The sequence below is a fragment of the Pseudomonas sp. NY15437 genome, assembly GCF_048068435.1.
GTDB lineage: Bacteria > Pseudomonadota > Gammaproteobacteria > Pseudomonadales > Pseudomonadaceae > Pseudomonas > Pseudomonas nitroreducens_B.
In genome coordinates this window covers 122302-144872 of the sequence record NZ_JBLUQC010000007.1, presented here as the reverse complement: position 1 = coordinate 144872, position 22571 = coordinate 122302, and the positions used below count along the sequence as shown (strand labels likewise).

Genomic DNA, 22571 nt, shown 5'->3' with positions numbered 1-22571 from the left:
GCACGCGCCTGCCAGAGGAACACTGAGTTCCACCCTTTCCGGTCGGAGCACAGCATGTCACTTGCCACACTACATATCCGCAACATGGTCGAGTTGATCAACCAGGTTGGATACCACCAGCCGCGCGAGGTGTTCCGAGACTTCAGCGAGATGGCATCGATCGCCATCAGCAATGCAGTCGACTACTCGCAGCGTGAGCTCCGCGAGCGGGAATACCTCCGCCTGATCAGCAAGTACAAGCCGGCGGATCAGAGCATCTTTTCCTCCCTACTCGCCGAGTTGGTGCTCGCGCTTGAGGCAGCGCCTGGCGACATCCTCGGCCAGTTGTTCATGGAACTAGGTGCATCGAGCGCCCAGGCCGGGCAGTTCTTCACCCCGGCGTCCATAACGGACTTGCTTGGCAGCGTGGTGCTGGGTAACGGCGACCAAGCTCGCGCGGACATTGAGGAGAACGGGTTTTTCTCCGTCTCCGAACCAGCCTCCGGCTCGGGTGCGATGATCATTTCCCTCGCTCTTCAACTCCGAGACGAAGGGATCAACTACCAGCAGCACCTGCACGCAACGTTGGTGGACATCGATTGCCGGGCCGTACACATGGCCTACCTCCAACTCAGCCTGCTGCACGTACCCGCGGTGGTGATCCATGGCAACTCCCTGACACTGCAGGAGCACTCCCGCTGGCGCACCCCTGCCCATGTGTCTGGCCTGTTCGAGATCAAGCTACGCCGTGGGTTCAGCCTGGACAGTGCTAAGGGCCGAGCCTACATCGGTGCAGCACAGCCGATTTCGGTGCAAACAGAGCCGAAAGCCCTGTTGGCCAGTTGATCCGTTAGCTCCGTGTGGGAAATCCAACGCGGGGTTTGACCTTGGTGAAGCAGGCACCGCCGTTATCCTCCTGCCTACAGAGTTTCCCCTGGGAGTCGTTGAGTGAACGAGAAGCAGAATGCGCTGATGGCAGTTGCCGTCGGCGCCGTTGTATTGGGGCTGTCCACCGGCGGCTTTTTCCTGGCGCTGAACGCTAAGAAGACCGCAGAACAGAACGCTGAGGCAGTTGAGCAACTGAGGCGGCAACTTGTTGCACTGCAGGCGCGTGCAGAGGATGCGGACGGCAAAATCACCGGCGTGGTGGAGTTGGTGAAGAGTGTGGTCGAGTTGAATCGCAAAGCGCCCGCAGTTGAAGACAAGGCCGCCACGGGCAAGGTAGCGCCGCAGGAACTGCCAGCAGCACCGGCAGTATCCATTGACGCTCCCAAGGCTGATCAGGCCCCGCCACCAACCACTGAGAATGGCCGGAGCACTTTGGCCTTGGCTGAGCTCCTCTCGGAAGTCCCCAAAGCTGAGGGTGCTACTGATGTCGTGACCCCCGACAAGGTGGATAGCCTTTTGGTGGAGCGCATCAGTAACAACTGGCACCGACCGGCGAGCGCGAAGAATGGCATGCAGGTCACGATCGAAATCCAGATGGCTCGCACCGGCGCAATCAAGCAAGTGAAGGTCAAGAAAGGCAGCGGTGACGAGGCCTTTGACAGGTCTGCAGTCGTGGCGATCCAGGACGTGAAGTCGGTACCAGAGATTGCCCGGCTCTCGGACGAGGAATATCGGGCGCTATATCTGCAGAGAACCGTCATCTTCACACCCGAGAGCCTTGGAAAGTGAGTCTCTGACAGTGCCCAGTCCTGAGCATGAGAAACTGGTTGCGATGGGGGCGCGGTGGTTCAAGAAGAACGGATTCCCGGTCATCGCCACCGAGCTTTTCACCGTTGGGAGTCGCGAGCGGCCTGATGTCCTCGCCTTTCGTCAAACTGCATCGGCGTTAATTGAGGTCAAGGTCAGTTGGGCCGACTTCCGAGCCGACAGCGCAAAGCCTGAGCGGACTGCAGGAGGCCTGGGAAACTACCGCTTCTACCTCTGCCCAGAAGGGCTGATCCTGCCCGCTGACCTCCCCCCGCGCTGGGGGCTCCTCTATGCAAAGGGGCGGAGTGTGGTCCCGGTAGTTTGCCCGAAGGGCAACTACTGGCCGGGCTTCCCCCGTACCCCGATTGAAGCGGACCTGGCTTCCGACTACATGCCCTTCCTTCATCAACCCGACGCGGATGCCGAGCGATCGGCGCTCTTCTCCATCGCCCGCCGGCTCAGTTGATCTCTCGCCCGCATGCTGCGAGCCTGTGTCCACTCCTATGGATCAGGTACCCAGCATGTCGGAATCAAGCATCTACACCAACAGCCCGGGCGAGGATCAAGTCCTTCGACCGTTCATGCGGCTGATGTCTTCCGCTTCCCACATCCGCATTGCGGTGCCGTATTTCACCCGCGCGCAGGAGGTGCTGCAGGCTGCAGAGCGCGGAGCGCAGATTGAACTCTTGGTGTGCCTCAACTCAGCGACCAACCCGAAGGCGCTGGAGCAGGTCTTCGAAGCGAAGAACGTCGCCGTGAGGTACTACACCGACGGATATCACGCGAAGGTGTTCGTCCTGGACGGAGTCGTCATGTTGGGTTCAGCGAACCTTACAGACGGCGGGCTCATCAGCAATCGAGAGGCCCTCATCCTGCTCGACCAGCCGGGCGATGAGGACCGTCGCCTGGCGGTGGAGGCTTTCTTCTCAACAGTCTGGGCGGGAGCCTCTGTGCTCACGAAGCAGGTGTTGCTCCAATTCAGAGACGCCTGGGAGGCTTCCAGTAAGCTGCCCAACAGGGATGCTCCTTTCCAGAAGCTTGCCAGCGTCGAACCTCAAACCGTCCTCGCCGGCAGTGGCCATAAGTCCGCGCAGCAGCATTACCTCAGCGACCTGCAGAAGATGATCTACGAAGAGTACCGGCCCGCTTTTGACGAGGTGAGAGGTATTCTTCAGGAGCAAGGCGAACGCCGGCCAGAGTTCCAGGGCCTGGATTGGGCTCCGGAGGTCAATCGCTTCCTGAATTGGGTCCGCCTGGCCCATGCGCCCGGTGACGCGGCCTGGCAGGATGCTCCACGACTTCATCAGCAGGAGCGGAAGCCTTTGATCCAGGCGCTGGCGCGGGAGTGGCTGACGACCCCTGACCCCAAGATCCCTGCGAACTACTTCGCCCTGCTGGATACCCTACATGCGGTGATGGGAAGCCCTGAATCGATTAAGGCCAGTGGCAAGGAGGCGATCGCCGAGGCGCTCATGGCTGTTCACGCCTTCCTCGAGCAGCTCCGTTTCACTTTGGGCGGCGCAGATGCTCTGCCGGCTCGATTCTGGGAGCGGAACGACGGCGACCTTATCCAAGTGCAGAACACGCTGATCCACCTGATTCATGGCCACGAGGACTTCGCTGTTCGCATTGCATCCGTCCTGTACGACCCGAAGTTCAAGCTTGGCTCTTTCGGCCGCTTTTGTGCCTTGGAACTGGTGGGCTCACTCAAACCCGAACAGGTGCCGCCAATCAACGGGCGCATGGCCAAAGCGCTGCGCTTCCTTGGTTTCAGTGTACGGGCAACGTAAGGCGACGAAGGGGCCGAGAATTTTCGCGGGTGCGGGCTAATATCAGATTGCAACCATGAAGGCGCCGCGGCCAACGCTGATGGGATTCAGGGAGTAGCGAGGACACGGCTCAACCCAGCCCACCTTGTCAGGGAGGACAGTGCCATGAGCCTGTTACTCGGTCCCATCCTGCATTTCCGCGGCATCCATAATGGCCAATACCAGGTTTCAGCCTTGGTGGTTCAAGACAAGGGTGATCCTAAGCCTACCGTCGACGTAACAAACTGCACTGCAGCCCCCATCACGAAGATCGCCAGCATTCCTTTCGGAGCCCCAAACCAGGATGTCTGGAGAGTGGAGTTGAGTGCGGCCCAGGAAGACCGCTCCAACAAGAAGGACAAAACGGTTTCCACGTTGTGTACCTGCAAAGTGGGATCTGGGAAGGCAACCTTCTTCGTCCCACCTCTTAGGTGTTCCCCTCAGATTGCCTATGGCTCCTGCAACGGTTTCTCGGCCGACAAATACCGGAAAAAAGTGCGCGACCGCCAAAATGAACGTTGGAACGACCTGGTAGCCCGTCACAAGGTCAAAGGGAAGGAATTCAACCTTCTCGTCCTTGGTGGAGACCAGATCTATTCCGATGACCTCATGGTCATTCCTGGGGAAATGAAAGACTGGTCTGACCTGTGGCACAGCCAACAGATCAACGCACCTTGGACCAAGAAGCTCGATGCTCAGGTTGACGGCTATTTCGCCAAGACCTACGTCGATCGCTGGGCTCAGCCTGGTCCGCGAGAAGCGCTCATGTCGATCCCCTACGTCGCGATGTGGGATGACCATGACATCACGGATGGTTGGGGGTCCTATCCCCAGGACCTTCATACATGCCCTGTCTACCAGAACCTTTTCAGGATTGCCTCAAGGTACTACCGGCTGTTCCAGCAACATCTCGTAGATGGAGAGGTCCATCCAGCGGCCGTGCCCAATCAGAAGCCAGGAGCGAAGGGGTACAGCCTGGTCTATAGCGGATTGGGCGAACTGGCTTTCCTAGTGCCGGATCTACGTGCTGAACGGCAACCCGACATCAAAGTCGGTAAGAGCTTCTCTCCCACACAGATCGCGTCGGAAGACACATGGGAAGCCATTTTCAACTGGATGAACGATCTGGACCCGCTCAAGCACAAGCACCTGATAGTGTTTTCCAGCCTGCCGGTGGCATACCTCGACTTGAATGCGGCTGAGGTTGCTCTGAACGCTCTACCTGGGCAGTGGGAGCTCGAGGACGATTTGCGAGATCACTGGCGCAGCAAGCCTCATCGAGATGAGCGGCAGAGGCTGATCAAACGTCTCCTGAATTTCTCAGCCAGAGGGTCACGAGTCACGATTGTGAGTGGAGACGTTCATGTAGCGGCCGCGGCCGTGATTGAGTCGAAGCTACCGCAACACGGGCACGGCGCTGGGGTAATCTTCCAGCTGGTATCGACGGGTATCGTGCACACCCCTCCCCCTGCTGTAGCCGTCTATTTCATGGAGAAGTTTGGGGCTGGCGAGGAGTCGATTGAGTACGGGGTATCAGCGCGCATGCTCCCTATTGGCTTTAAGGGTCACTTTTTGGTCCCAGAGCGTAATTGGCTTTCTCTGGAGCCGGATGAGAAGGGGCGGATCTGGGCCAACTGGCACGTGGAAGGTCACGATCACCTCCTAACTCAGGTGATTGATCCCGTGTTGCTGCCTTAACTGACGTTTTTCACGATGATTTGGAATGTTTTCACTTCAAAGTGAAACGGAAGCACCAAAGACGTGCGGTGTGTAACAAGCAAGTACCTTGGGGCTGAGGATGACCAGCCCCAAGGCATAAACGCTCAGTGCTGGCCAAGCTCCTACCTGCCTTTGTAGCGCACCAACCCTCCCCTTATCGCGCGACCCGCTCCCTATAGACAGGCTTCTGGATAGAAGCTGTCCTGGGCCCGGGCCGCTCTGTTGGATTTTTTCAGCGGAAGGCTTCTGGCACATCCAGCGGCGAGAAAAATGGGCAGCACCTTCAACGAGCAACTCAAAGGAGTGCCCCATGATCACCTTCACCAATGGTTTCACCCCGGCCAATCTGAAAGACGTTCGCGAGGCTATCGCCAAGGCCTTGGCTGGCGCGGTGCCTGGGGTGGACCTGCAGGTCGGAAAGATCACCTACAGCGGTACCAACTGCACCATCAAGGTTGAAGCCAATATCCAGGGTCAGAAGACCAGAGAGCAGGAAACCCTAGAGCTCTATGCCAAAACCTACGGCTTTGACGTCACCAAGGAAAAAAGCCACCCCTCTCACGGCGCCTGTCGACTGGTTGGATTCAACCCTCGTGCCCGAACCACCCCGTGGATCGTCGAGTGCTCCAAAGGGCGATACCGCTTCCCCCATGAATTGGTCCAGCAGATGTGGGGTTCTGATGCGAAGCCTTCCTGATGGAGGCTGAGGGACGCAGGAGAACCGGTATAATCTATGGAGCTTGCTGCGGTGCACCGGTGCAAGAAAGACAACCAGATGATCTGCAAAGCACGCCGGACCATACAAACTGCCGGCGGACGACGGGGAATAGTCAATTGCTCAATCTGATCAAGATGGCGCTAGTCATCACTGTCGGTTTCTGCACGATGATTGCGCCGGACAATCTACTGCCTTTTGGAAACGGTCTCCGGCTCGTCCTTGTGGTCCTTCTAGTGCTGATCATCGAGGTGATATTCAGAGTGATAAACCCCAATACGTACCGCTTCTGACATCATAGAAAAGCCGCCTTCGGGCGGCTTTTTTGTTCGCGGGTTTGAGCTTGGGCCGCCTCAATGGAACTCGATCAGATCCTCTGGCAGCGTCACACCGTAGTTTTCAATTAGGCCGGCTCGGAAGCGCTCCCACTCTTCGGGCCCGGCAGGCTCGTGGGTGCAGTCAAGGCACTGGCCCTGGCCGGCCATTTGGTCCTCGATCTTCCGGTGGAGATCAATGCCGGATGCTTTCGAGAAGCGCCCGACGCTGTCTCCAGTGCTGCAGTTCACCCAGACAATGCTCCCTTCGTGGTTGACGAGGACCTCGTAGAGCAGATCGCTACCCTCGGGCTGGATGATCGTTTGAGTGAGCATGCGGTATCTCTCAGTTGGTGGTTTCGCATTTGAACGGCTGGTCCCGAGCAGCTCGCCAGGCGCTGGCATAGCCGTTGTCGTGTGTTGCACCTGGCACCACAACTGTCGATGTGCAGAGGGGTTTCAGCTGCTGTAGGTATGCCTTCAGAACGCCGGCGGGGATCACTTGATCATCCTCCCCGATCAGGTGTTGCTGGGGGATGATCGCCAGCCGCGCCGAGTATGCCAAGGGTGAGAGCGATTCGCTCAAGGGTGTGAGGTGTTTCAGCCGTACCCAGGTGTTCGGATCGAGGTTGCCGGCAATCGTGCGGACCTGCCGGACGTCGTTGCGCTCACCGGCCAGGATGAGTGCGATTGCTGCGCCGCCGGAATACCCGACCAGCTCGAAGGTCTGAGTCTTGTAGCGGGCTTTCAGGCTATTCAGGGCGGAATTCATTGCGTCGACGGCCGCGCGCCCGAAGCGATCGGAGGTCCAGAGCGCGGGTTTGCATCCATCGGCCATCACGAACTGGCAGGGCCTGGCCAGGTACACCGCCGGCTCCGAGTCTTCGGCCGCGAAGGCAGCCATTATCGACTTTCTCGGGGTCGGGTCTGTGCTGGGTTGGGTCCTGGTTGCCCAGGCGTGGCCGTCGCCTTCGATGTAGACCCTCAGCGTCTTGTAGTCCTTACCTGTCGGCAGCAATGCCTGTATCGGGTAAGGGGCGGTCTGCAGGACCTCAGGCCGAAGGTGCGTGCCGCGGCTGGTCTCGGACAGGTCCACGGCGCTGGCACAACCTGTGAGGGCCAAGATGGCCCAGAGTCCTACGAGACGGTGCTTGATGAAGCGGAGCATCGAAATCTCCCTGGTCACATGGACAAAGGCCCGCTGGTGGGCGGGCCTTTGTGTCTTGCTGGATGACTTCAGTTGAAGCTTAGAAGTCGTATCGGGCCTTGAGCGCGAAGGTGTCAGCGTTGAAGTCCGCTTTGCGCAGGTAGTTGTACGAGGCGCCGAAGGTTACCGCACCGACGCTGTACTCAGTACCCAGGCTGGCTTCGTAGCTATCGCGAGTCGGCTCGGCGGCGTTGCTCACGAAGGCGTTGCCACCCAGCACGAAGGCGCTGGTGGTGTCGGCCTGGTCGGCGATGAGGTCGTGGTAGGCCATCAGGGTCAGTTCGGGCTTCAGAGTGCCGGTACCGACAGCGAAGTCCTTGGTGAAGCGCACACCGGCGCCCAGCTCGCCCACTTCGATGCGCTGGCCGTCTACGGACAGAGCGGCAGAGGAACCATGCTCGGTGTAGCCGTCGATCTTCAGGTTGCTGTAACGCAGCGCCGCGCGCGGTTCGACGATGTAGCCGTCGCCTACGTTGAAGCCGTAGCCACCCAGGACGTTGATGCCGAACAGGTCGGAGTCGTAGTCGGCCTTGGCGGTGGTGCCGGCGATGTGGCGCTTGGATTCGTTGTCGCTCTTACCGTAGGTCAGACTTGCGTCGACAAAGATCGGGCCCTGCTCCCAGCTGCCGTAAGCGGTCAGTGCCTGGCTCTTCACGTCGGTACTGTTGTTGTCGTCGGAATCCACGTCGGTGCTGGCATAGCTGTAGGCAATACCGAGGGTGGTCTGCTCGTTCAGCTTGCCGTCGGCGCCGACGATGATGCCGTTGGTGCTAGCGTCGAAGCCCTCGATGGAGTTGCGACGACTCTGGTCTGCATCGCTGTGCAGCGCCTTCACCCATACGCCGGTTTCCTGCAGGACATCACCGGAGGACAGGCCCGACGAGGAACCGAGGCGGGTGTTGATCGCGGAGGAGACCAGCGACTGAGTGCCCATCGCGGCCTGGGTGGCACCGCCGTTGACTTGGGGAGCCAGTTGCTCCGACAGCTTGGCGAGTTCGGCCTCGGATGCGGTGGTGAATGCTTTGAAGACCTTGTCGTCAGCACTCATCTGGCCCAGGACAGAGTCCACGAACGGGGCGATGGCATTCTGCGCGTTGCGGCTGGATGCCTGGTCTTTCAGGGTGTCTTGGGCTTCCTCGCCGTCCTTGCTGGTAACCACCGCAGTAACCAGCTTCTGGCCGATCTGGAAGGACTTGATCTTCAGCAGCGCGGACGTGCTCTCAACCGCGAGGCCGGAGTTCTGGATGTCGTTGGCAGATACCAGGGTGTAGGAGGTGCCTTGGCGGGTACCGGTGAAGTCGTCGGGGTTGGCCGTGACGTTCAGCTTACTGCCTGAGGCGAAGCTGGCGGAGCCGCCAACGCTGACCACGGGGGTGGCCACGTCGGTGGAATCGCTCATGCGCACCTGCAGTGCAGCGCCGGAGTCGATGGACAGATTGCCGGAGATATCGGTGTGCAGTTCGGACAGGTTCAGCTGGCCACCCTTTACACGAACTTCCTTGGAGCCGATGGAGTTGCCGGTGTATTCGGCTGCACCATTCACGTCCATGGCCTGCAGGCCAGAGATGACGCCGTCGATGGTGCCACCGTTGAAGTGGAGAATGGTGCGCTGGTTGCCGACGATGGCGTTATCGCCGCCGCGGATCAGGCCGTCATTCTGGGTGATGAAGGTGGTGTCGGTGCCCACATCGCTCAGTTCACGGCTACCGATCTTGATTGCAGTGCCGTCGGCGATGATGTTGCCGGTGTTGATGATGCCGTTGGTGCCGTCGTAGGACTGCGGGCCGGTCGAGTCCATTACAACGATGGCGTTTGCATGGGTGCCATCATCACCGACGCTGCGAGCAACGATGCCCCCGGTGTTGACGATGGAGTTATAGCTGGTGTCGTCGACCAGCAGGCTGGTGGCGCTGGAGCCGGTGGCGCTCAGACCGCCGTTATTCAGCAGGTTGTTGCCGAACTTGACGTTGTCCAGTTCGATGCCGATGGAGTTGTCGCCGGAGATGCTCAGGTTGCCTTGGTTCTCGATGTCACCACCGATGGTGGTCAGGCCCAGACCGTTGGAGAAAGCGGTGATGCCTTTCGCACCGTCGCCAGTGGCGATGATGGTACCGGTGTTCAGGACGCCGCCTTTCAGCGTGCTGTTGCCGAGTTCGATGCCACGTACTTTGTCTGCGCCGGTACTGTCGGAGTCGTCGAGGACATCGATGGTGCCATTGTTGACGAGGTTCTTGGCATTGGCGCCGTCCAGAACGATGCCAACGGAGCCTTCGCCGGTGAGTTCGATGAGCCCGTTGTTGATGACGTCGCCTGCCACATCGGTGGTGACGATGGTGCCTTCGAGGTCTGCGACATCCAGATCGAGACCGTCAACGTACTGGCCTTCGGCGCTAATGTCGGCGTTGTTGATCAGGTCGCCGCGGATCTTCGCGCCTTCGAAACCTACCCCATCTTCACCCAGGGCACGTTTCGCGTCCCCGGTGAGGGTGACGTTAGCGTGATCGGTGAGGTTGAAACCAACCTCCGTACTGCCGCTTACATCTTGGGTGAGGTCGGTGACGCCAGAGGCGGCGTAGACCTGGGAGCTCGCGGCAATGGATGCGGCCAGCAGAGTCTTGCGCAGGGTGCTCTTACTCATGGGGTACTTCTGTCCTTGTGTGATGTGTTGTTCCTCCTTGAGCCGCTCTAGGTCGGCTACGTCAGACGCTCTACCGGCCATCGTATCTGGAGGTGAGCGCAACTCTAACGGCTGTGATTTTTCATTCAAGCGAAAATTGACGCCAAAATGCCAGCATTCCATTCCAAAAGATCGGAGATGATTTTTTCTAGCTTAAGACGATGTAAATCAGTCGCTTAGATATACATAAGCCCATCACTCCCGATATTTCGACGGGAAATTGGCGCCCGAAAATTGGTTGTGACGCTTTTCACAAATGGCATGGCCTAGTAATATCACTCCCGATGTCTCACAGCAGACACACAAAGCTCCGTGCGTATGCGATTACGCAACCGCGGGGTCCGTTGAAATGAGGGGGGAGCAGTGCTCTCTACTAAAGCCGGGAACAGGCCCTAGCCTGGTCCTTCGCCTCCATTCGCCGAGAGCGAAGGGACGGTCTCTGCTTTAGTAGAGCGCACCTTAATGGGTGTTCCCCCCTGATCCATTGGAGGGGGGTACCATGCAGTCGAGTTCTACGATTTCAGTCGATAACCTTCAGGCCAGGGCTCGGGCGGCGGACGATGCTGCCAAGCAGGAGTTCCGGAACAAGGTTCTTTCCTACGCCAACGACTTCTGTTTCGCTTTGAAGGAGGCCAGCCGATTGCTCGGAGTGAGCGCCGGTTTCCTTCGGAAATACGCAGCGGCACACAAGATCGAGTTCTCCGATCCTGAGAAACGAACCAAGGAAGAGGACAAGGCGATCTTCAAGCTGTATGAAGAGATCCGCCTTTCAAAGGAGCCGAAGCGTGTCGAGCCGCGCAAGCCTTACGTGCAGGCCGGCGAGCTGAAAATCCCACCGCAACTCGATCTGCAGTCCAAGAAGGCACACTGGGAACGCCAGAACAAGTTCCTGGAGCGCGTCCAAGAACTGGCTGAGACCATGACCATGAAAGAGGTCAGTAAGAGGGTCAATGTCAGCCTTCGATTCCTCAAGAACTTCGCATACGAGCATGACATCGAGTTCTTCGGCTCGAAGCCACGCCCCGCGAACGAAGCGCTTTCTCCGGTATTCATCGCCGAGGAACCGCCAAGTCCCCAGGCTATCTACTTCCTCACCCGCCCTGCCCCCAAGAGCCTCGAAATCATTCAGGCCGAAGCGGACGCCACCATCGAGCAAGCTACCGCTGAACCAGAAGTGCCCGTTGTTGAAGTGCAAGCTACACCGAAGCAACAGGTCCTTGAGCTGTCGGTTGGCCAGGGGGAAGTTCAGGCGATTGCTCTCCCGTCTGCTGCTCCTTCCGCGGTCCAGGTGGTAGGAAAGATCCCGGTGCCGGCGGCGCTTCAGGCCGCTGATCGAAAACCCCGGCGCGACTCCAAGTCCGGAGGTGTCGCGCGTAGCGAACCACTGGTGCTCATGTGGTTCCCTGCTCCGACTATCTCCACCTTATTCGGGACACCTGCAAGCGAGGCTGTCTCCGGTCCGGACTTGAAGTGTCGCGATCACCTCGCAGCGGTGCTCGATCCACCAGCGGATCTGGTGCTCGATCCAGCGGACCATCAAGCAATCGACTTCCATCAGTTGCATGCCGTAGGCGAGTCGGGTTCGGATCAGGTCCGGTGTGATAGCCGAGGCATGAGGTCTCCGCCGCAGAAGCCCATGCTGACAGTGGTAGTCACACGCAACGACATGCCCCCTGTGGAACAGAAAGCAACCTGCGATGCAGGATTGGTATGCCGTGAGCACGGAAGGAATGGACGTAAGCCACCGGCTGGCCAGGCCCAGGGATTAGGGGGAACTTTGGTGGTTCAGTTGCACCGACGTAGTCGGATACCACCTGGCGTTGCGCGCCGGCGCGATCCCAGCACGAGCCCATGTACTCGGGCAATGGGCGTTCTCTACGGGGCGGCACCAGAACAGATCGCCATGTGTGCGTGAGGCTCCAAGCCCAGATTATCAAGGTCGTCATCGCGGCTTCGACGAGTGCCTTGAGCCAGTTCTATCCCTCTGCCCTACCCTCTCTGCGGCCAGCTGCTCATTCTGAGCGCGGCCGCATTGAGAGCTTCGTCTTCGCAGCTATTGTGGCTTGCTCCCCTACCGCATCACGAACTTTCAGTTTCTTCAGCGCTTGGTTCTGTCGCTTCCGCTGCAGGAACGTCCCCATCCCCCGATACTCAACGAACAGGTCCAGGTCCTCGTCCTTGTTGGGGCGAATCAGGGCGATATAGCCCTTCGAAATATAACGGGCAGGCTTGTCTTCTCGTTTCCCGCCCAGCAGCAGTCCCTTCCGATCATGGTGGACCACGATGCCGATGAAGTGCGTGCCCGAGATCAGAATGATCGAGATCTCGACCTGGTGCTCCAGGCAGTAGTCAAGGTAGCGATTTTGCTCAACTTGGGAGCGGTCTATCATCGGCGTCAGCGTCTGTGGGGGGTTACACATCCTTGTGCCCTTCTGAGAGTGTTTCGTCAGGCAACATAAAGCCGCGCCTCTTGTGGGGGGCGGCTACTAAGCATGATTCATACCCGGATACTATCGGATTGCCATCGTTTTTTCCCCCTCTCTCATTACTCCAGGGGGCAAAAACATCAGCGGGATGCTATCCAGCTGATTTCATCCATGTGGCGCGAAGCGGCGAGGTTTCGACCGCTCCGGAAAAGAAGAATTCTACGGAACGTGCAGCAGGCCCGTGATAATCAACAATCTTATCGGGAATTGCTAACTCAGGCCGATGACTGGATCACTCAGCGGGCGCGCGGAAGGTCTCGCCAACTGGTTGTGTACGAGGGGGACAGCATTTCTCGCCGCATTGCCCAGCCAGCCTCCGCGGGAATGGAAGCGACTCGCAGTGCGCCACGGCCGAAGCGCTGATTCACCAGATCCATCGTGGCCATCAACTGATCCGCGTTGCGGCGTGGCTTGGGCGCGAACAAGTCCTGCGTCAGACCCTCGAGCTGGCTCAGCCTGCCGAGCTGAATGGTGCACTTCGAGTACGCCACGCCAGGCCGGTAGATTTCCTGCAGCCCCTGGCCGGCGGCCAGGATCAAGTCGCGGGTATCTGCAGTTGGTGTCATGAGGGGAATCCGAACACCGTTCCAGTAGCGACTGCTCGGGTCATCGAACTGACTGGTTTGGACTGAAACAAAAAGCTCACTACAGACTGAGCTTTGCTCGCGCAGTTTCTCAGCTGCGCGGGTGGTGTACGCAGCCACCGACTGGCGGAGCTCCTCGATGTCGAAGACGCGCCGGCCGAACATCTTCGAACAGACGATCTCCTTCTTCGGCTCTGGCGCTTCGTGGAGATCCAGCCACTGCTCTCCACTTAGCTCACGTGCAGTGCGCTCGAGCACTTTTGAGAACATCTTTCCTATGTGCCGCGGGTCAGCACTCGCCAGGTCGAAAGCCGTTTTGATGCCCATCGTTTCGAGTTGGCTGGAGAGCTTCCGGCCGACTCCCCAGACCTCCCCTACCGGTGCCAGCTTGAGCAGACGTTGCTGGCGCTCGGGGTCCAGCAAGCTCACTACACCGCGGGTGGCAGGCCACTTTTTACCTGCCCACTGGGCGAGCTTGGCCAACGTCTTGGTCGGACCAATGCCGACGCCAACGGGCATGCCGACCCAGGTCATCACTCGCTTCTGGATCTCGAGGCCCAACTGTTCCAGGTCACCCGTTACGCCAGAGAGGTCGCACCAACATTCATCGACGCTGTAGACCTCGATGGCAGGTACCAGCGTGCTGATGGTTCGCATCACCCGATTGGAGACGTCTGCGTAGAGTGCGTAATTGCTCGAAAATGCAACGACGCCATGCTTCTCCAAGTGGCGCCTGACCTTGAAGTAGGGGTCGCCCATCTGAAGCCCAAGGGCTTTCGCCTCCTTGGTTCTTGCGATAATGCTCGAGTCGTTGTTGCTCAAAACGACCACAGGAACATTTCTAAGGTCAGGTCGAAAAATCCGCTCGCATGAGCAGTAGAAGCTGTTGCAGTCGACCAGGGCGAAAACTTTCACAGCATGCTCCGCAACAACATGCTGATCACCCCCCAGAGTTCGATCTCATCGTGGCCGGCTAGCACATCCTGGTGCTGGCCGTCGGCGCCGACGCGGGCCAGGTGCAGGCGTTCACGGGATACTCGTTCCACTAGAGCGAGATGGTGCTCCTGGTCGGCCACGACGATGACAACGTTGCCGGCGGCCGGCTCCAATGCACGGTCAACCACAAGCACATCATTGCGGTGCACACCCAGGCCAACCAGTGCGTCGCTGTCTACTAGCCAGAGCCAGAGATTGGGCGCGCCCCAGCCGACGGCTGCGTCGATTGAGGGGGGAAAGAGGGCGTAATCCTCGGCCGGGCTGGAGAAGCCAGTGACCTTCAGACGCTGTTGCGCGAGGGCGAGACTGGACAGCCGCCGGCCGGGAGACTGGAAGCAGTCCATGTGGGCGGTCGTCTTGATGCTGTATATGCGTACAGTATAGTGATCAGCCCCGCCCCGGCGTCAAGGTGCTCCGCCGGCGTTCAGGCAGTTCAAGGGTACAGAGTGAGCTGGGAGGGGGACCGTCCGTGGTCTCTGGTCTGCAGTATATGGCCTGCAGTGAGTGCATCCTGCTGCGGATCTTGTCCGTCGGTCGGGTGGTGCTTCAGATGGTGGCAGGCCGGCAGGAGAGTTTGCCGGCCTGCAGTCAGCTCTGAACCTGACTCACTGAGGGACGGAGCAGGCTTCGTACTCCTCACGGCTTACGGCGCAGTTCTTACCCATACATGTTGACTGCTTAAACCTACCAACTGAGTAGACGCGGCCGTTGTAGGTCACCGTGTCAGATTTACTGGAAACACCGGCAATGTACTCACCAAGATACAGGGCATATCCGCCCGGGTCTCCACCTACGTTAGATACCGAATGAGACCAGCCTGTCGCGTAGACACCGTTCTTAGTGAACGAGTCCCACTGACAGGTCGGGTTGCTCTGTTTGGTGCCTGTGGCCTGTTGCGAGATGGTGACCTGGATGGTTTGGTATAGGGGGATCGGCGCGCCGGAGTTGCGTACCTGCCCCGTGATGAGGCTCACCTCGCGGTTCTGCTGGTAGGCGATCTGATTTTGGCTGCAGGTTGCGTACTGGGTGAATGTGGTACCGCTAGCGACTGTGGACGGGTCAGGCGACCATGCAGAGCAGCTGTAGGGATCGCTCGAGTTCTGCCAGCCTGTGTAGACAGCACTCGCCGGAGCCCAGCGATCGGAAAACGGGACAAACACCTGCCCGGAACCGCCTTCGTCAGTCGAGATCGCCGTTACGGTGGCTCCGCCGATGTTGTGGGATGAGGTCAGGACTACGCTGGCCTGGCCGTTGGCGTCTGTTTTGGTATCCGTGGAGCTGAGGGTCCCGTCGCTGGTGCTCCACCGAATACTAACGTTCGCCCCCGCATTGTTTCCATCGTAGTCAGTAGCTGTCGCCACGACGGTTCCCTGCTCCCCGACTGCCGCCAGGGTGTTCGGGTAGGCCTGAACGGTAATTGTCAGTCCCATATTGCAGGATCGCCACCCGTTTCCGGAGCGATCACAGACCACTTTCTGCCAACCGTTTCCGCTGCTTCCGCTACGGATGGGCTTCCAGGTGTCCGCGAAGGCTCCGACACCAAGTCCCGCAAAAATCAATGCTGTTGCCGCAGTTATTATCGTTCTAAAGCGCATGAATCCCCCCATTTTCTCAGTGCTCCTATCTGTAGGGTGGTGCAGCGGAGATGGTATGGGGGGCGCCGCTCAGCTCATGGCCAAACTGGGGGTCTCAATTTCCAGAACTGAAACAATAGAGGGGGAATCAGAGATATCTGGGCCAACTATTGCAGTTGAGCTGTTGTGACCGGCGTTTGATACCCGAGTAGGGACAGCGGAAGGGAGCTAAAGAAGCGCCGGCAGGATTGCCCTGCCGGCGCTAATGGAGGCTTGAAAGAGCGTCACAGAGGGGTCGAGCAGGCCTCATACTCGTCACGCATGGAGGCGCAGTTCTTACCCATGCAGCCGGACTGCTTGAAGCGCCCGATGGAGTACACGCGACCGTTGTAAGTCAGGGTGTCTGTGAGAGCGTTAACGGAGCCGACCACGGTTCCATCACCAAGGTAAAGGCGGTAAGGATTTATTCGCGATCCTCCGGTCTGGGACACAGTCCTGGTCCAACCTTTGGAGTAGACGCCATATCTCTGAGAGGAACTCCAGATACAGCTAGGAGTGCCCTGCTTGGTGCCGGTTGCCTGCTGCGTAACGGAGACCTGGATGGTCTGGTAGAGCGGAATTGGCGACCCGACATTGCGAACCTGGCCGGTGATGAGGCTTACCTCACGGTTTTGCTGATAAGCCACCTGATTCTGACTGCAGATCGCGGACTGGGTGAACGCGGTGCCTTGAGTCACGGTGCTTGGATCTGGTGTCCAGGCGCTGCAGTTGTAAGCACCACCCGAGTCCAGCCACGCCGTATAGACCGCGCTGGTAGCTGCCCACTTATCGGTGAACGGGACGGTCAACTGCCCGGTGCCGCCTTCTTCCGGCGATGTTGCGGTCACCGTTGCGCTCCCAATGTTGCGGGATGAAGTCAGTATCACCGAGGTTTGGCCGTTTGCATCGGTGATCGACGAGGAGGCGCTCAGGCTACCGTCAGACGTGGACCAGTTGATCTTTACATCCTTGCCGACGTTGGTGCCGTTGTAGTCGGTCACCGTGGCCACGAGGTTCGCCTGCTCGCCGACAGCCGCGACAGATCCCGGGTTGGCCTGGATCACGATGGTCAGGCCCATGTTGCAGGAGCGCCACCCCTGGCCGGAGCGGTCACACGCGACTTGCTGCCAGCCGACAGTGCCGGCCCCGGTCCGGATCGGCCTCCAAGCGTCAGCCGCGGCGACTGCGCTAAATACGGCCAGGATTAGGGCTGCAGCTGAAGCGAGCCACTTACTACTTACAGACATAGAGGTTCCCCACACTATCGAATGCCAGCGAGCCCTTCGGAACGTTTGCACAGGAGCCTCCCGTGCTCACGATCGTTGGACTCCAGATCACGGACCGTACCCACCGGTTTCCTTGGCACGTGAGGTCTGCCCCGGAAGAGTTGGTGGTGACGAGGCCAGCTTTCGCGCACCAGTTTCCCTCGGCGGCGTACCCGTTCATGTCGAGGTAGCCATAGGTGGTGACGTTGCCGCTCGAAACGACTGCCTGTGCGTTGACGCTGCCGGACGCGTTCAGCGTTTGCGCATTCACCGCCCCTGCTGCGTTGAGTGTCTGGGCATTCACTGCGTTGACTTCGTCGATGCTGTTGCCGCCCATCAGCAGGTTGGTCCGCATACGGTTCAACTCAGCATTGCCCGTGGCGATCCTGGAGAGCTTGCCGTCCAGAGCAGCCTCTGTACCGGGAGCTCCAACGGTGGTGCGGATCTGGTATGTGGCAGCGTTGACGATCTGAGATCCAGGCAGGCCGTTTACGACGACACCATCCCAGTCCATCACGGTGTTCTGGTCGACGCTGAAGGTGTACTGGGTGCAGGAAGTGGTGACGGGGTAGTTGTAGCGGTTGGTAGTCGACACACCAACGAGCATCGGCGGGGACGTCGCTCCCAATGCCGCGATGGCATTGGAGCAGGTGGCGTTTCCTGGCCAGGTGCCCTTCTCGCTGCGATATAACCTGGCGGCGTCGATGATCGCTTGGGTGTCCTGAATCGTGGTGTCCGCGCGAGTCTGGTTTAGCCTCGCCATGTAGTTCGGAACCGTTGCGATCGCGATCATTGCTGCGATGGCCAGCACAACGGCCAGTTCCACCAGGGTGAAACCCTGATGGGATTTAATGCCCATGTTCGTCCTCTCCGTGCAGGAATTGCGAGGAACATGGTAAGGGCCAGGCTCAGGACGACCCGGTCAAAATGGCCTGCTGTTTTCTAATCTAGGCTAACGTAGGCATACGTAAGCTAACCTCAGCGTCCTTCAGTTAATTCCAGCAAATTTAGGGAAATCTACGCCAACCTGGGATTTCGAAACCGAGGCCCTGGGGCCTCGGTACAGCCACCGCTGATCAGGACGAATCGTGGAGCAAACCTCACCTTTCGCTTAGGCTCGGTCGATCAGCTACAAGGAGTGAGTCCATGACGGACGTAGATCCAGCTGCGGCCCTTTCCAGAGCTCTAGAAAGCATGGAGAGAGACCGCCCACAGGTGCGCGCTGCTGGTGTGGAGGCGTTGCATCGCCTAATCCCACTCGCCTATGAAGACGATGCCCAAGGCGGTGTGGTGAGAGCGTTGCTCCTCGGGTGTTACAACGGGCGTGATTTTCCGTTCCAACTGAACTCGATCCGTGTGCTCGACCGGGCCGTCCTGGATGACTGCCTAGCGCTGCTCCATATGGACTCCGCTCCAGAGATCGAGGTGCACCAGCATCTTGTGGACGGGAGTGAGGTGTTCAACGGCCTGGCGGAGCGATGGAAACAGCCTGGTAGCCTGCTGACCATGACATCGCGCCGGGATGATGTGGCCTCTGAGGTACTACGTACGATCGGGACCAAGTCGCTGAAGCGGCTGATCCAGGTTGCAATGGGATTCAGCGGCCAATGCCGCTACGTTGCCGGATTCCTTGTCGGCTGCTACGACGGGGCGTCCTACCCGTTCGACCTCACTGACTTCCGTTGTGTGGACCATGAGCTATTTCTGGATTGCCTGGCGGTAATGCGCCTTCTGTACGAGACCCGAGATGGAATTCAGGCGAATATCCCAACCGGGGAAGAGGTGTTCGGCCGGCTGATCGAGAAGTGGTCGATCAAGACATACGCCGGCCGCGGTATTTGAAGCCAGGCCCGCGCCGGGCCGGAAAATACAGGTAGGCCTCCGCCGTGAAGTAGAGAACCAGGTCGTTACCATCAGGCGTACTGAACCCTAGCCTGAGGTAACCCGATGCAGTGCGTATGTGGAGCGGCAACCAAAAGCCGAAGCTCGGTCGTGAAGAAGCTGGAAGCCGAGCTTTCCTACCAGGAGTGTGAACCGTGCGGCCGCGTTCAGATCGAACACCTCAAGGTTGATGGGCGAATCATTGCCCGGGGGGCGGAAGCACAGAAGGCTTTCAACGGCGACCTCGAGCTGCTGCTTGCTGAGCCGCAGCAAACTGGATTCGACTTCTAGCGCTCCCTAGCTGCAAGCACTGAAAAAAGTGCCGTTGGCACCGCCCTCCTCCACTTCCCTCCTGAAATGACCGTGCGCCATGTCGTCTGCGGCGGCTTGGGCGTTCAGAGAGGCAGTGCTGACGGAGGACCACAGCGGGAATTATGAGTCGTCGCTGTCGAAATCAGTTGCCAGCTTCTGAACCATCCACCTGGACCCAGGTAACTGGGTCCTCTCTACCATCACCCCAGGCTCTGGAAAGTCAGCCATGTCCTCAAGATCCAGGCCTGAGAGGCACATTGTTGAAAGAAGAGTGAGGGCTTCATCAGTGTCGACAAGCTCCGGACAGCCCTTCTGGATGTTCTTCATTCGTCCGTTCAGCTCCAGCATTTTGGCCACGCTCGAGCACTGCCGATTGAATAGCAGATCTGTCCATTGGTTCTTGTCGGCTTGGTAGACACTTCCCAGGTGGCAAAAGAGTTGACCATCGACCTCATGGACGATTGGCCATCGATGAAGCAAAAGCGCGACCGAGGAGCGGTCCTGCCAGTTGCTCACGTAGTCGCCGACGCAAAGTGCTCGCTGAACACGATGTGCGCGGTCGACGGGGGCCTGTGGGCGAGGCGCCGGCGCTTTGGCGAGGCATGAGAGGTAAACAGGGATTTCGCCTAGCGATGCATCGAAAATCGTGTACGACGGTTCATCAAGGTCTGGGCGTTCATCCTGGTGGTATTCGTACTCCCAATCGAGGAAGTCGAAGATGCGCATCCACATTTCAGGTGCGGTATCGCCACTCAGTGCAAGCGCAATGCTCGCTCGAGACAATTCAACGTCTTGTAGTGCACGGTCCTCAAGAGCTGACTGCAAAGGTCCTGACCGCATTTCATCGGGCATCTCACTCGCAAACTCGCCGGCGTACTCCATGAACGCCTGCATCTGCTGCTCTGTGAAGCTGACACTGTCAGTCATCTTGAAGGCCTTCTGTGGCTCTCTCGATGCCGCTGGCAGTAGCCGGAGGAGCATCATGGCCTCGGCCGGGTCCAGCTCATGCTCACCGACCAGGATGCGGACCTGGCCCTTCAGGCGATCGCGGTACTGCTCCGGCTCCAGATCCTCGTCCGCCGGCGACGGCGGCATCGATTCCATCGCGTAGGTCATCACATCCCATGACCCGAACCCGCAGAGGGATGCCAGAATCGAGGCGGCCTTTTCCGCCGGCACTGAGAGGCCTTTAGCGCACAGGTCTACCCAAGTTCGGGCGCGCTCAATTGACGGAAGGATGATTGGTTCATTCAAGATCGCGAGTCCTTCTACTCATTCAGGGGCGGTAGGTGGAAATTCCTGCCGATGGGCTGTGTTGCCGGCCGCTGCTGCGCTTCCTTCCCAGCATAGCCCCAGAGGCCCAGGTCACGGGTGTTTGCGCGGAACCCCTTCCTATCACAACATACATGTGCGGCCCCTTTTCCAGGGCGTCCCCCTTCGACCCCCACCCTGTCCAACCCTCTTTTAAGGCCTACCCGAACCCGGGGTAGCCTGCGTTGCGCGTAGGAAAAGATGGGGAAAAGAAGGAAAAGTAAAGGAAAAAAAGGGAAAGGGTTGGACAGGTCGAGAGGTCAGGCTGGGGTGGTTCGGAAAGGTGGGGCTTTCAGGGGAAGGGAGTCGAAGATTGGTCCGATACCCCACATGTATGTTGTGATAGGTGGTATTAGTTTTTGGGAGGTCGGCATCGGGTGAAAAAGTCCAAGGGGAGCGCCAGCCAGAAAGTAACACGCTCATGTATGTTGTGACTGGGAAGGCCACCGATCGGCGACCCCTCGACTCCTGCGGAGGGAAGAATCATGTCATCTGCACAACGGCCGGCACATTCCGCCTTGGCGGCCGTCTCCCATTCGCGCATTTCCGTAGATAGCGCAGCACGCCCAGCGTCATCCGCGCGTCAGCAAGGGCTCGGTGTGCGCCAGCTTCTGCCACCCCGCAGACGGTTGCCGCGTCGATCAGCTTCAACCAGCGCCAGCTGTCGCGGCCGCGATCGTATTCGCCGTGCCACGCGGCATACATCAGCATCGCGCAGGCGGTCTTCAGAATTGGGGCGGTCAGGCCGTGAATTTGATGGGTCTGTTGCAGCAGCCGCACGTCAAAAGCGGCGTTGTACGCTACGACGGTGCGACCAGCAATGAGAGCCGCGTACCGCTCAGCCACCTCGGGCCAGCTTGGCGCGGAGGCCACCAGGTCGTCAGTGATGCCGTGAATCGCGGTCGCCTCGGCCGGGATTGGCCAGGTAGGACGTACCAGCGTGTCGAGGATCGGCTCGCCGGTCACGTCGAGTATCGTTATCTCGCAGATCTCGGCGTCATATCCAACGCCTGTGGTTTCGGTGTCTAGCGTGAGGCAGTCGCCGCCAAGTAGCTCTTGGGCCTGCGCGGCGACTGCCTGGCGGCGAAGCTGGGCAGGACCAGGTTCCCAACGCCACGGCACACACTCGGCCGGGTTGTAGACGTGGTAGGCCCTATGACCTTGCCAGACGCTGCCCGCGGGCCGGGTGTCCGGCCCCGGCATAAGGCGGTGGCGGGCCTTGAGGTGAGCACAGCAAAGGAACCCCTTCTCCTCGGCTTCGGCCGGGGTAAGGTGAATCCGAGTTCTGGCCATGCTCCCCCCAATCGCTATTTGCATTCCACGCCAGCCGGCATGGCAGCGCGCCTGGTTCGACGGCTGAGTAAGGACTTCCACAGTTGCTGCAGACCCAAGTGATTGGGAGCTGCAGGGGACACCTGGGTTTAGAGTGCGACTGATGTCAGACCGTAGCCTGATCCGAGGCACTAACGTCGGTAGCCGGCGTGGTCGGTTTTAGCTTCTCACGCTTTCTACGGTCCTGCCCGCGTTGCTTCGAAGCCTGCCGCTTCGCATGCAGCGCCTGAGCTGCCGTTACCGTGCCAGCTGGTTGGCCGCTCAAATCCAGGCGCGTCGCGTTCTCCACCATGCAAGCCCAGTATCGAGTTCCCCGGCACCAGGTAGCGATGCCTAACTTGAGCTGTTCGATGGTCAATCCGAGCAGCTCCAGGTGTTGCTCAGCATCCTTCAAAACCCCCTCCTTGAGTGGAACCTTGGGGGCCGGATTGACGGGGAAAGCCTGTGGGAAGTGCTTCTGCAACCGCCAGATTGCTTCAACCGCAGGATCGTAGTCGCGAGGCTTAGCCTGCGGGGAGGACTTCCGCTTGGGGTGTTTCGAGCTATCGGACTTTGCCTGCTCCTTTTCAGCCCGCAGGCGATCACGTAGCTCAGCTAGTTGTTCAAAACCCATCGTTCAATTCACTGCTTAGAGGTTGATTGCGTGGCGCAAGGGTATTCCATGCTGCCCTTGGACG

21 protein-coding genes are annotated in these 22571 nt (G+C 59.1%); 9 read left to right on the top strand and 12 right to left on the bottom strand.

Annotation, left to right across the window (positions count from 1 at the left end; all coding sequences use genetic code 11):
* Positions 1-54 precede the first annotated feature (54 nt).
* The 6 genes from ACNFIA_RS17490 to ACNFIA_RS17465 all read left to right on the top strand — a co-directional run bounded on the left by ACNFIA_RS17490 (position 55) and on the right by ACNFIA_RS17465 (position 5898).
* Positions 55-825 carry an N-6 DNA methylase gene (locus tag ACNFIA_RS17490; protein ID WP_416787058.1) on the top strand — a complete coding sequence of 257 codons (771 nt, stop codon included), beginning with the start codon at positions 55-57 and terminating at the stop codon, positions 823-825.
* A 102-nt stretch (positions 826-927) separates the two neighbouring features.
* Positions 928-1656, top strand: a complete 729-nt coding sequence (locus ACNFIA_RS17485) for an energy transducer TonB (protein WP_416787056.1) — start codon at positions 928-930, stop codon at positions 1654-1656.
* Between the two features lie 10 nt (positions 1657-1666).
* On the top strand, positions 1667-2140 hold the full coding sequence (locus tag ACNFIA_RS17480) for a hypothetical protein (protein ID WP_416787055.1): 474 nt from the start codon (positions 1667-1669) through the stop codon (positions 2138-2140).
* 55 nt (positions 2141-2195) lie between these two features.
* Complete coding sequence (locus ACNFIA_RS17475) at positions 2196-3464, top strand: phospholipase D family protein (protein WP_416787052.1); 1269 nt, start codon at positions 2196-2198, stop codon at positions 3462-3464.
* A 144-nt stretch (positions 3465-3608) separates the two neighbouring features.
* The gene (locus tag ACNFIA_RS17470) at positions 3609-5180 is read left to right on the top strand and encodes an alkaline phosphatase family protein (protein ID WP_416787049.1); all 1572 of its coding nucleotides are present in this window, start codon (positions 3609-3611) and stop codon (positions 5178-5180) included.
* 331 nt (positions 5181-5511) lie between these two features.
* A complete protein-coding gene (locus ACNFIA_RS17465) occupies positions 5512-5898 on the top strand; it encodes a hypothetical protein (protein ID WP_416787047.1) in 387 nt (128 codons plus the stop codon).
* Positions 5899-6269: 371 nt separating this feature from the next.
* Here ACNFIA_RS17465 and ACNFIA_RS17460 read toward each other — a convergent pair whose 3' ends face one another.
* The 3 genes from ACNFIA_RS17460 to ACNFIA_RS17450 all read right to left on the bottom strand — a co-directional run bounded on the left by ACNFIA_RS17460 (position 6270) and on the right by ACNFIA_RS17450 (position 10075).
* Entirely contained in the window at positions 6270-6566 is a 297-nt protein-coding gene (locus tag ACNFIA_RS17460) for a hypothetical protein (RefSeq protein ID WP_416787045.1), read from the bottom strand.
* Positions 6567-6576: 10 nt separating this feature from the next.
* Positions 6577-7398: an alpha/beta hydrolase gene (locus ACNFIA_RS17455; RefSeq protein ID WP_416787043.1), complete on the bottom strand. Its 822-nt coding sequence runs from the start codon at positions 7396-7398 to the stop codon at positions 6577-6579.
* A 79-nt stretch (positions 7399-7477) separates the two neighbouring features.
* Positions 7478-10075, bottom strand: coding sequence for an autotransporter domain-containing protein (locus tag ACNFIA_RS17450; RefSeq protein ID WP_416787041.1), 2598 nt, complete (start codon positions 10073-10075; stop codon positions 7478-7480).
* Positions 10076-10613: 538 nt separating this feature from the next.
* Between ACNFIA_RS17450 and ACNFIA_RS17445 the strand changes: the two genes are divergently transcribed.
* Positions 10614-12029, top strand: coding sequence for a hypothetical protein (locus ACNFIA_RS17445; protein ID WP_416787039.1), 1416 nt, complete (start codon positions 10614-10616; stop codon positions 12027-12029).
* 97 nt (positions 12030-12126) lie between these two features.
* Here the strand turns inward: ACNFIA_RS17445 and ACNFIA_RS17440 are convergent, their stop codons facing one another.
* From ACNFIA_RS17440 to ACNFIA_RS17415, 6 genes are all read right to left on the bottom strand, one after another.
* The gene (locus tag ACNFIA_RS17440) at positions 12127-12534 is read right to left on the bottom strand and encodes a hypothetical protein (protein ID WP_416787036.1); all 408 of its coding nucleotides are present in this window, start codon (positions 12532-12534) and stop codon (positions 12127-12129) included.
* A 302-nt stretch (positions 12535-12836) separates the two neighbouring features.
* Complete coding sequence (gene umuC, locus ACNFIA_RS17435; RefSeq protein ID WP_416787034.1) at positions 12837-14099, bottom strand: translesion error-prone DNA polymerase V subunit UmuC; 1263 nt, start codon at positions 14097-14099, stop codon at positions 12837-12839.
* On the bottom strand, positions 14096-14524 hold the full coding sequence (locus ACNFIA_RS17430) for a hypothetical protein (RefSeq protein WP_416787031.1): 429 nt from the start codon (positions 14522-14524) through the stop codon (positions 14096-14098). The genes umuC and ACNFIA_RS17430 overlap by 4 nt, the downstream gene beginning before the upstream one ends.
* 261 nt (positions 14525-14785) lie before the next feature.
* Positions 14786-15775 carry an Ig-like domain-containing protein gene (locus tag ACNFIA_RS17425; RefSeq protein ID WP_416787028.1) on the bottom strand — a complete coding sequence of 330 codons (990 nt, stop codon included), beginning with the start codon at positions 15773-15775 and terminating at the stop codon, positions 14786-14788.
* A gap of 263 nt (positions 15776-16038) precedes the next feature.
* A complete protein-coding gene (locus ACNFIA_RS17420) occupies positions 16039-16872 on the bottom strand; it encodes an Ig-like domain-containing protein (protein ID WP_024765034.1) in 834 nt (277 codons plus the stop codon).
* Positions 16873-17026: 154 nt separating this feature from the next.
* Entirely contained in the window at positions 17027-17917 is an 891-nt protein-coding gene (locus ACNFIA_RS17415; protein WP_017516615.1) for a prepilin-type N-terminal cleavage/methylation domain-containing protein, read from the bottom strand.
* 287 nt (positions 17918-18204) lie between these two features.
* On the opposite strand from ACNFIA_RS17415, the gene ACNFIA_RS17410 reads away from it, so the two are divergent.
* Both ACNFIA_RS17410 and ACNFIA_RS17405 read left to right on the top strand, forming a co-directional pair.
* On the top strand, positions 18205-18900 hold the full coding sequence (locus ACNFIA_RS17410; RefSeq protein WP_416787025.1) for a hypothetical protein: 696 nt from the start codon (positions 18205-18207) through the stop codon (positions 18898-18900).
* 150 nt (positions 18901-19050) lie between these two features.
* Positions 19051-19230, top strand: a complete 180-nt coding sequence (locus ACNFIA_RS17405) for a hypothetical protein (RefSeq protein ID WP_416787023.1) — start codon at positions 19051-19053, stop codon at positions 19228-19230.
* A gap of 141 nt (positions 19231-19371) precedes the next feature.
* Here ACNFIA_RS17405 and ACNFIA_RS17400 read toward each other — a convergent pair whose 3' ends face one another.
* The 3 genes from ACNFIA_RS17400 to ACNFIA_RS17390 all read right to left on the bottom strand — a co-directional run bounded on the left by ACNFIA_RS17400 (position 19372) and on the right by ACNFIA_RS17390 (position 22507).
* Positions 19372-20505 (bottom strand): hypothetical protein, encoded by a 1134-nt coding sequence (locus ACNFIA_RS17400; RefSeq protein ID WP_416787020.1) that lies wholly within the window; start codon positions 20503-20505, stop codon positions 19372-19374.
* A 540-nt stretch (positions 20506-21045) separates the two neighbouring features.
* On the bottom strand, positions 21046-21855 hold the full coding sequence (locus ACNFIA_RS17395; protein ID WP_416787017.1) for a 3'-5' exonuclease: 810 nt from the start codon (positions 21853-21855) through the stop codon (positions 21046-21048).
* A gap of 145 nt (positions 21856-22000) precedes the next feature.
* Positions 22001-22507, bottom strand: a complete 507-nt coding sequence (locus ACNFIA_RS17390) for a ProQ/FinO family protein (RefSeq protein WP_416787016.1) — start codon at positions 22505-22507, stop codon at positions 22001-22003.
* Positions 22508-22571: the final 64 nt, after the last annotated feature.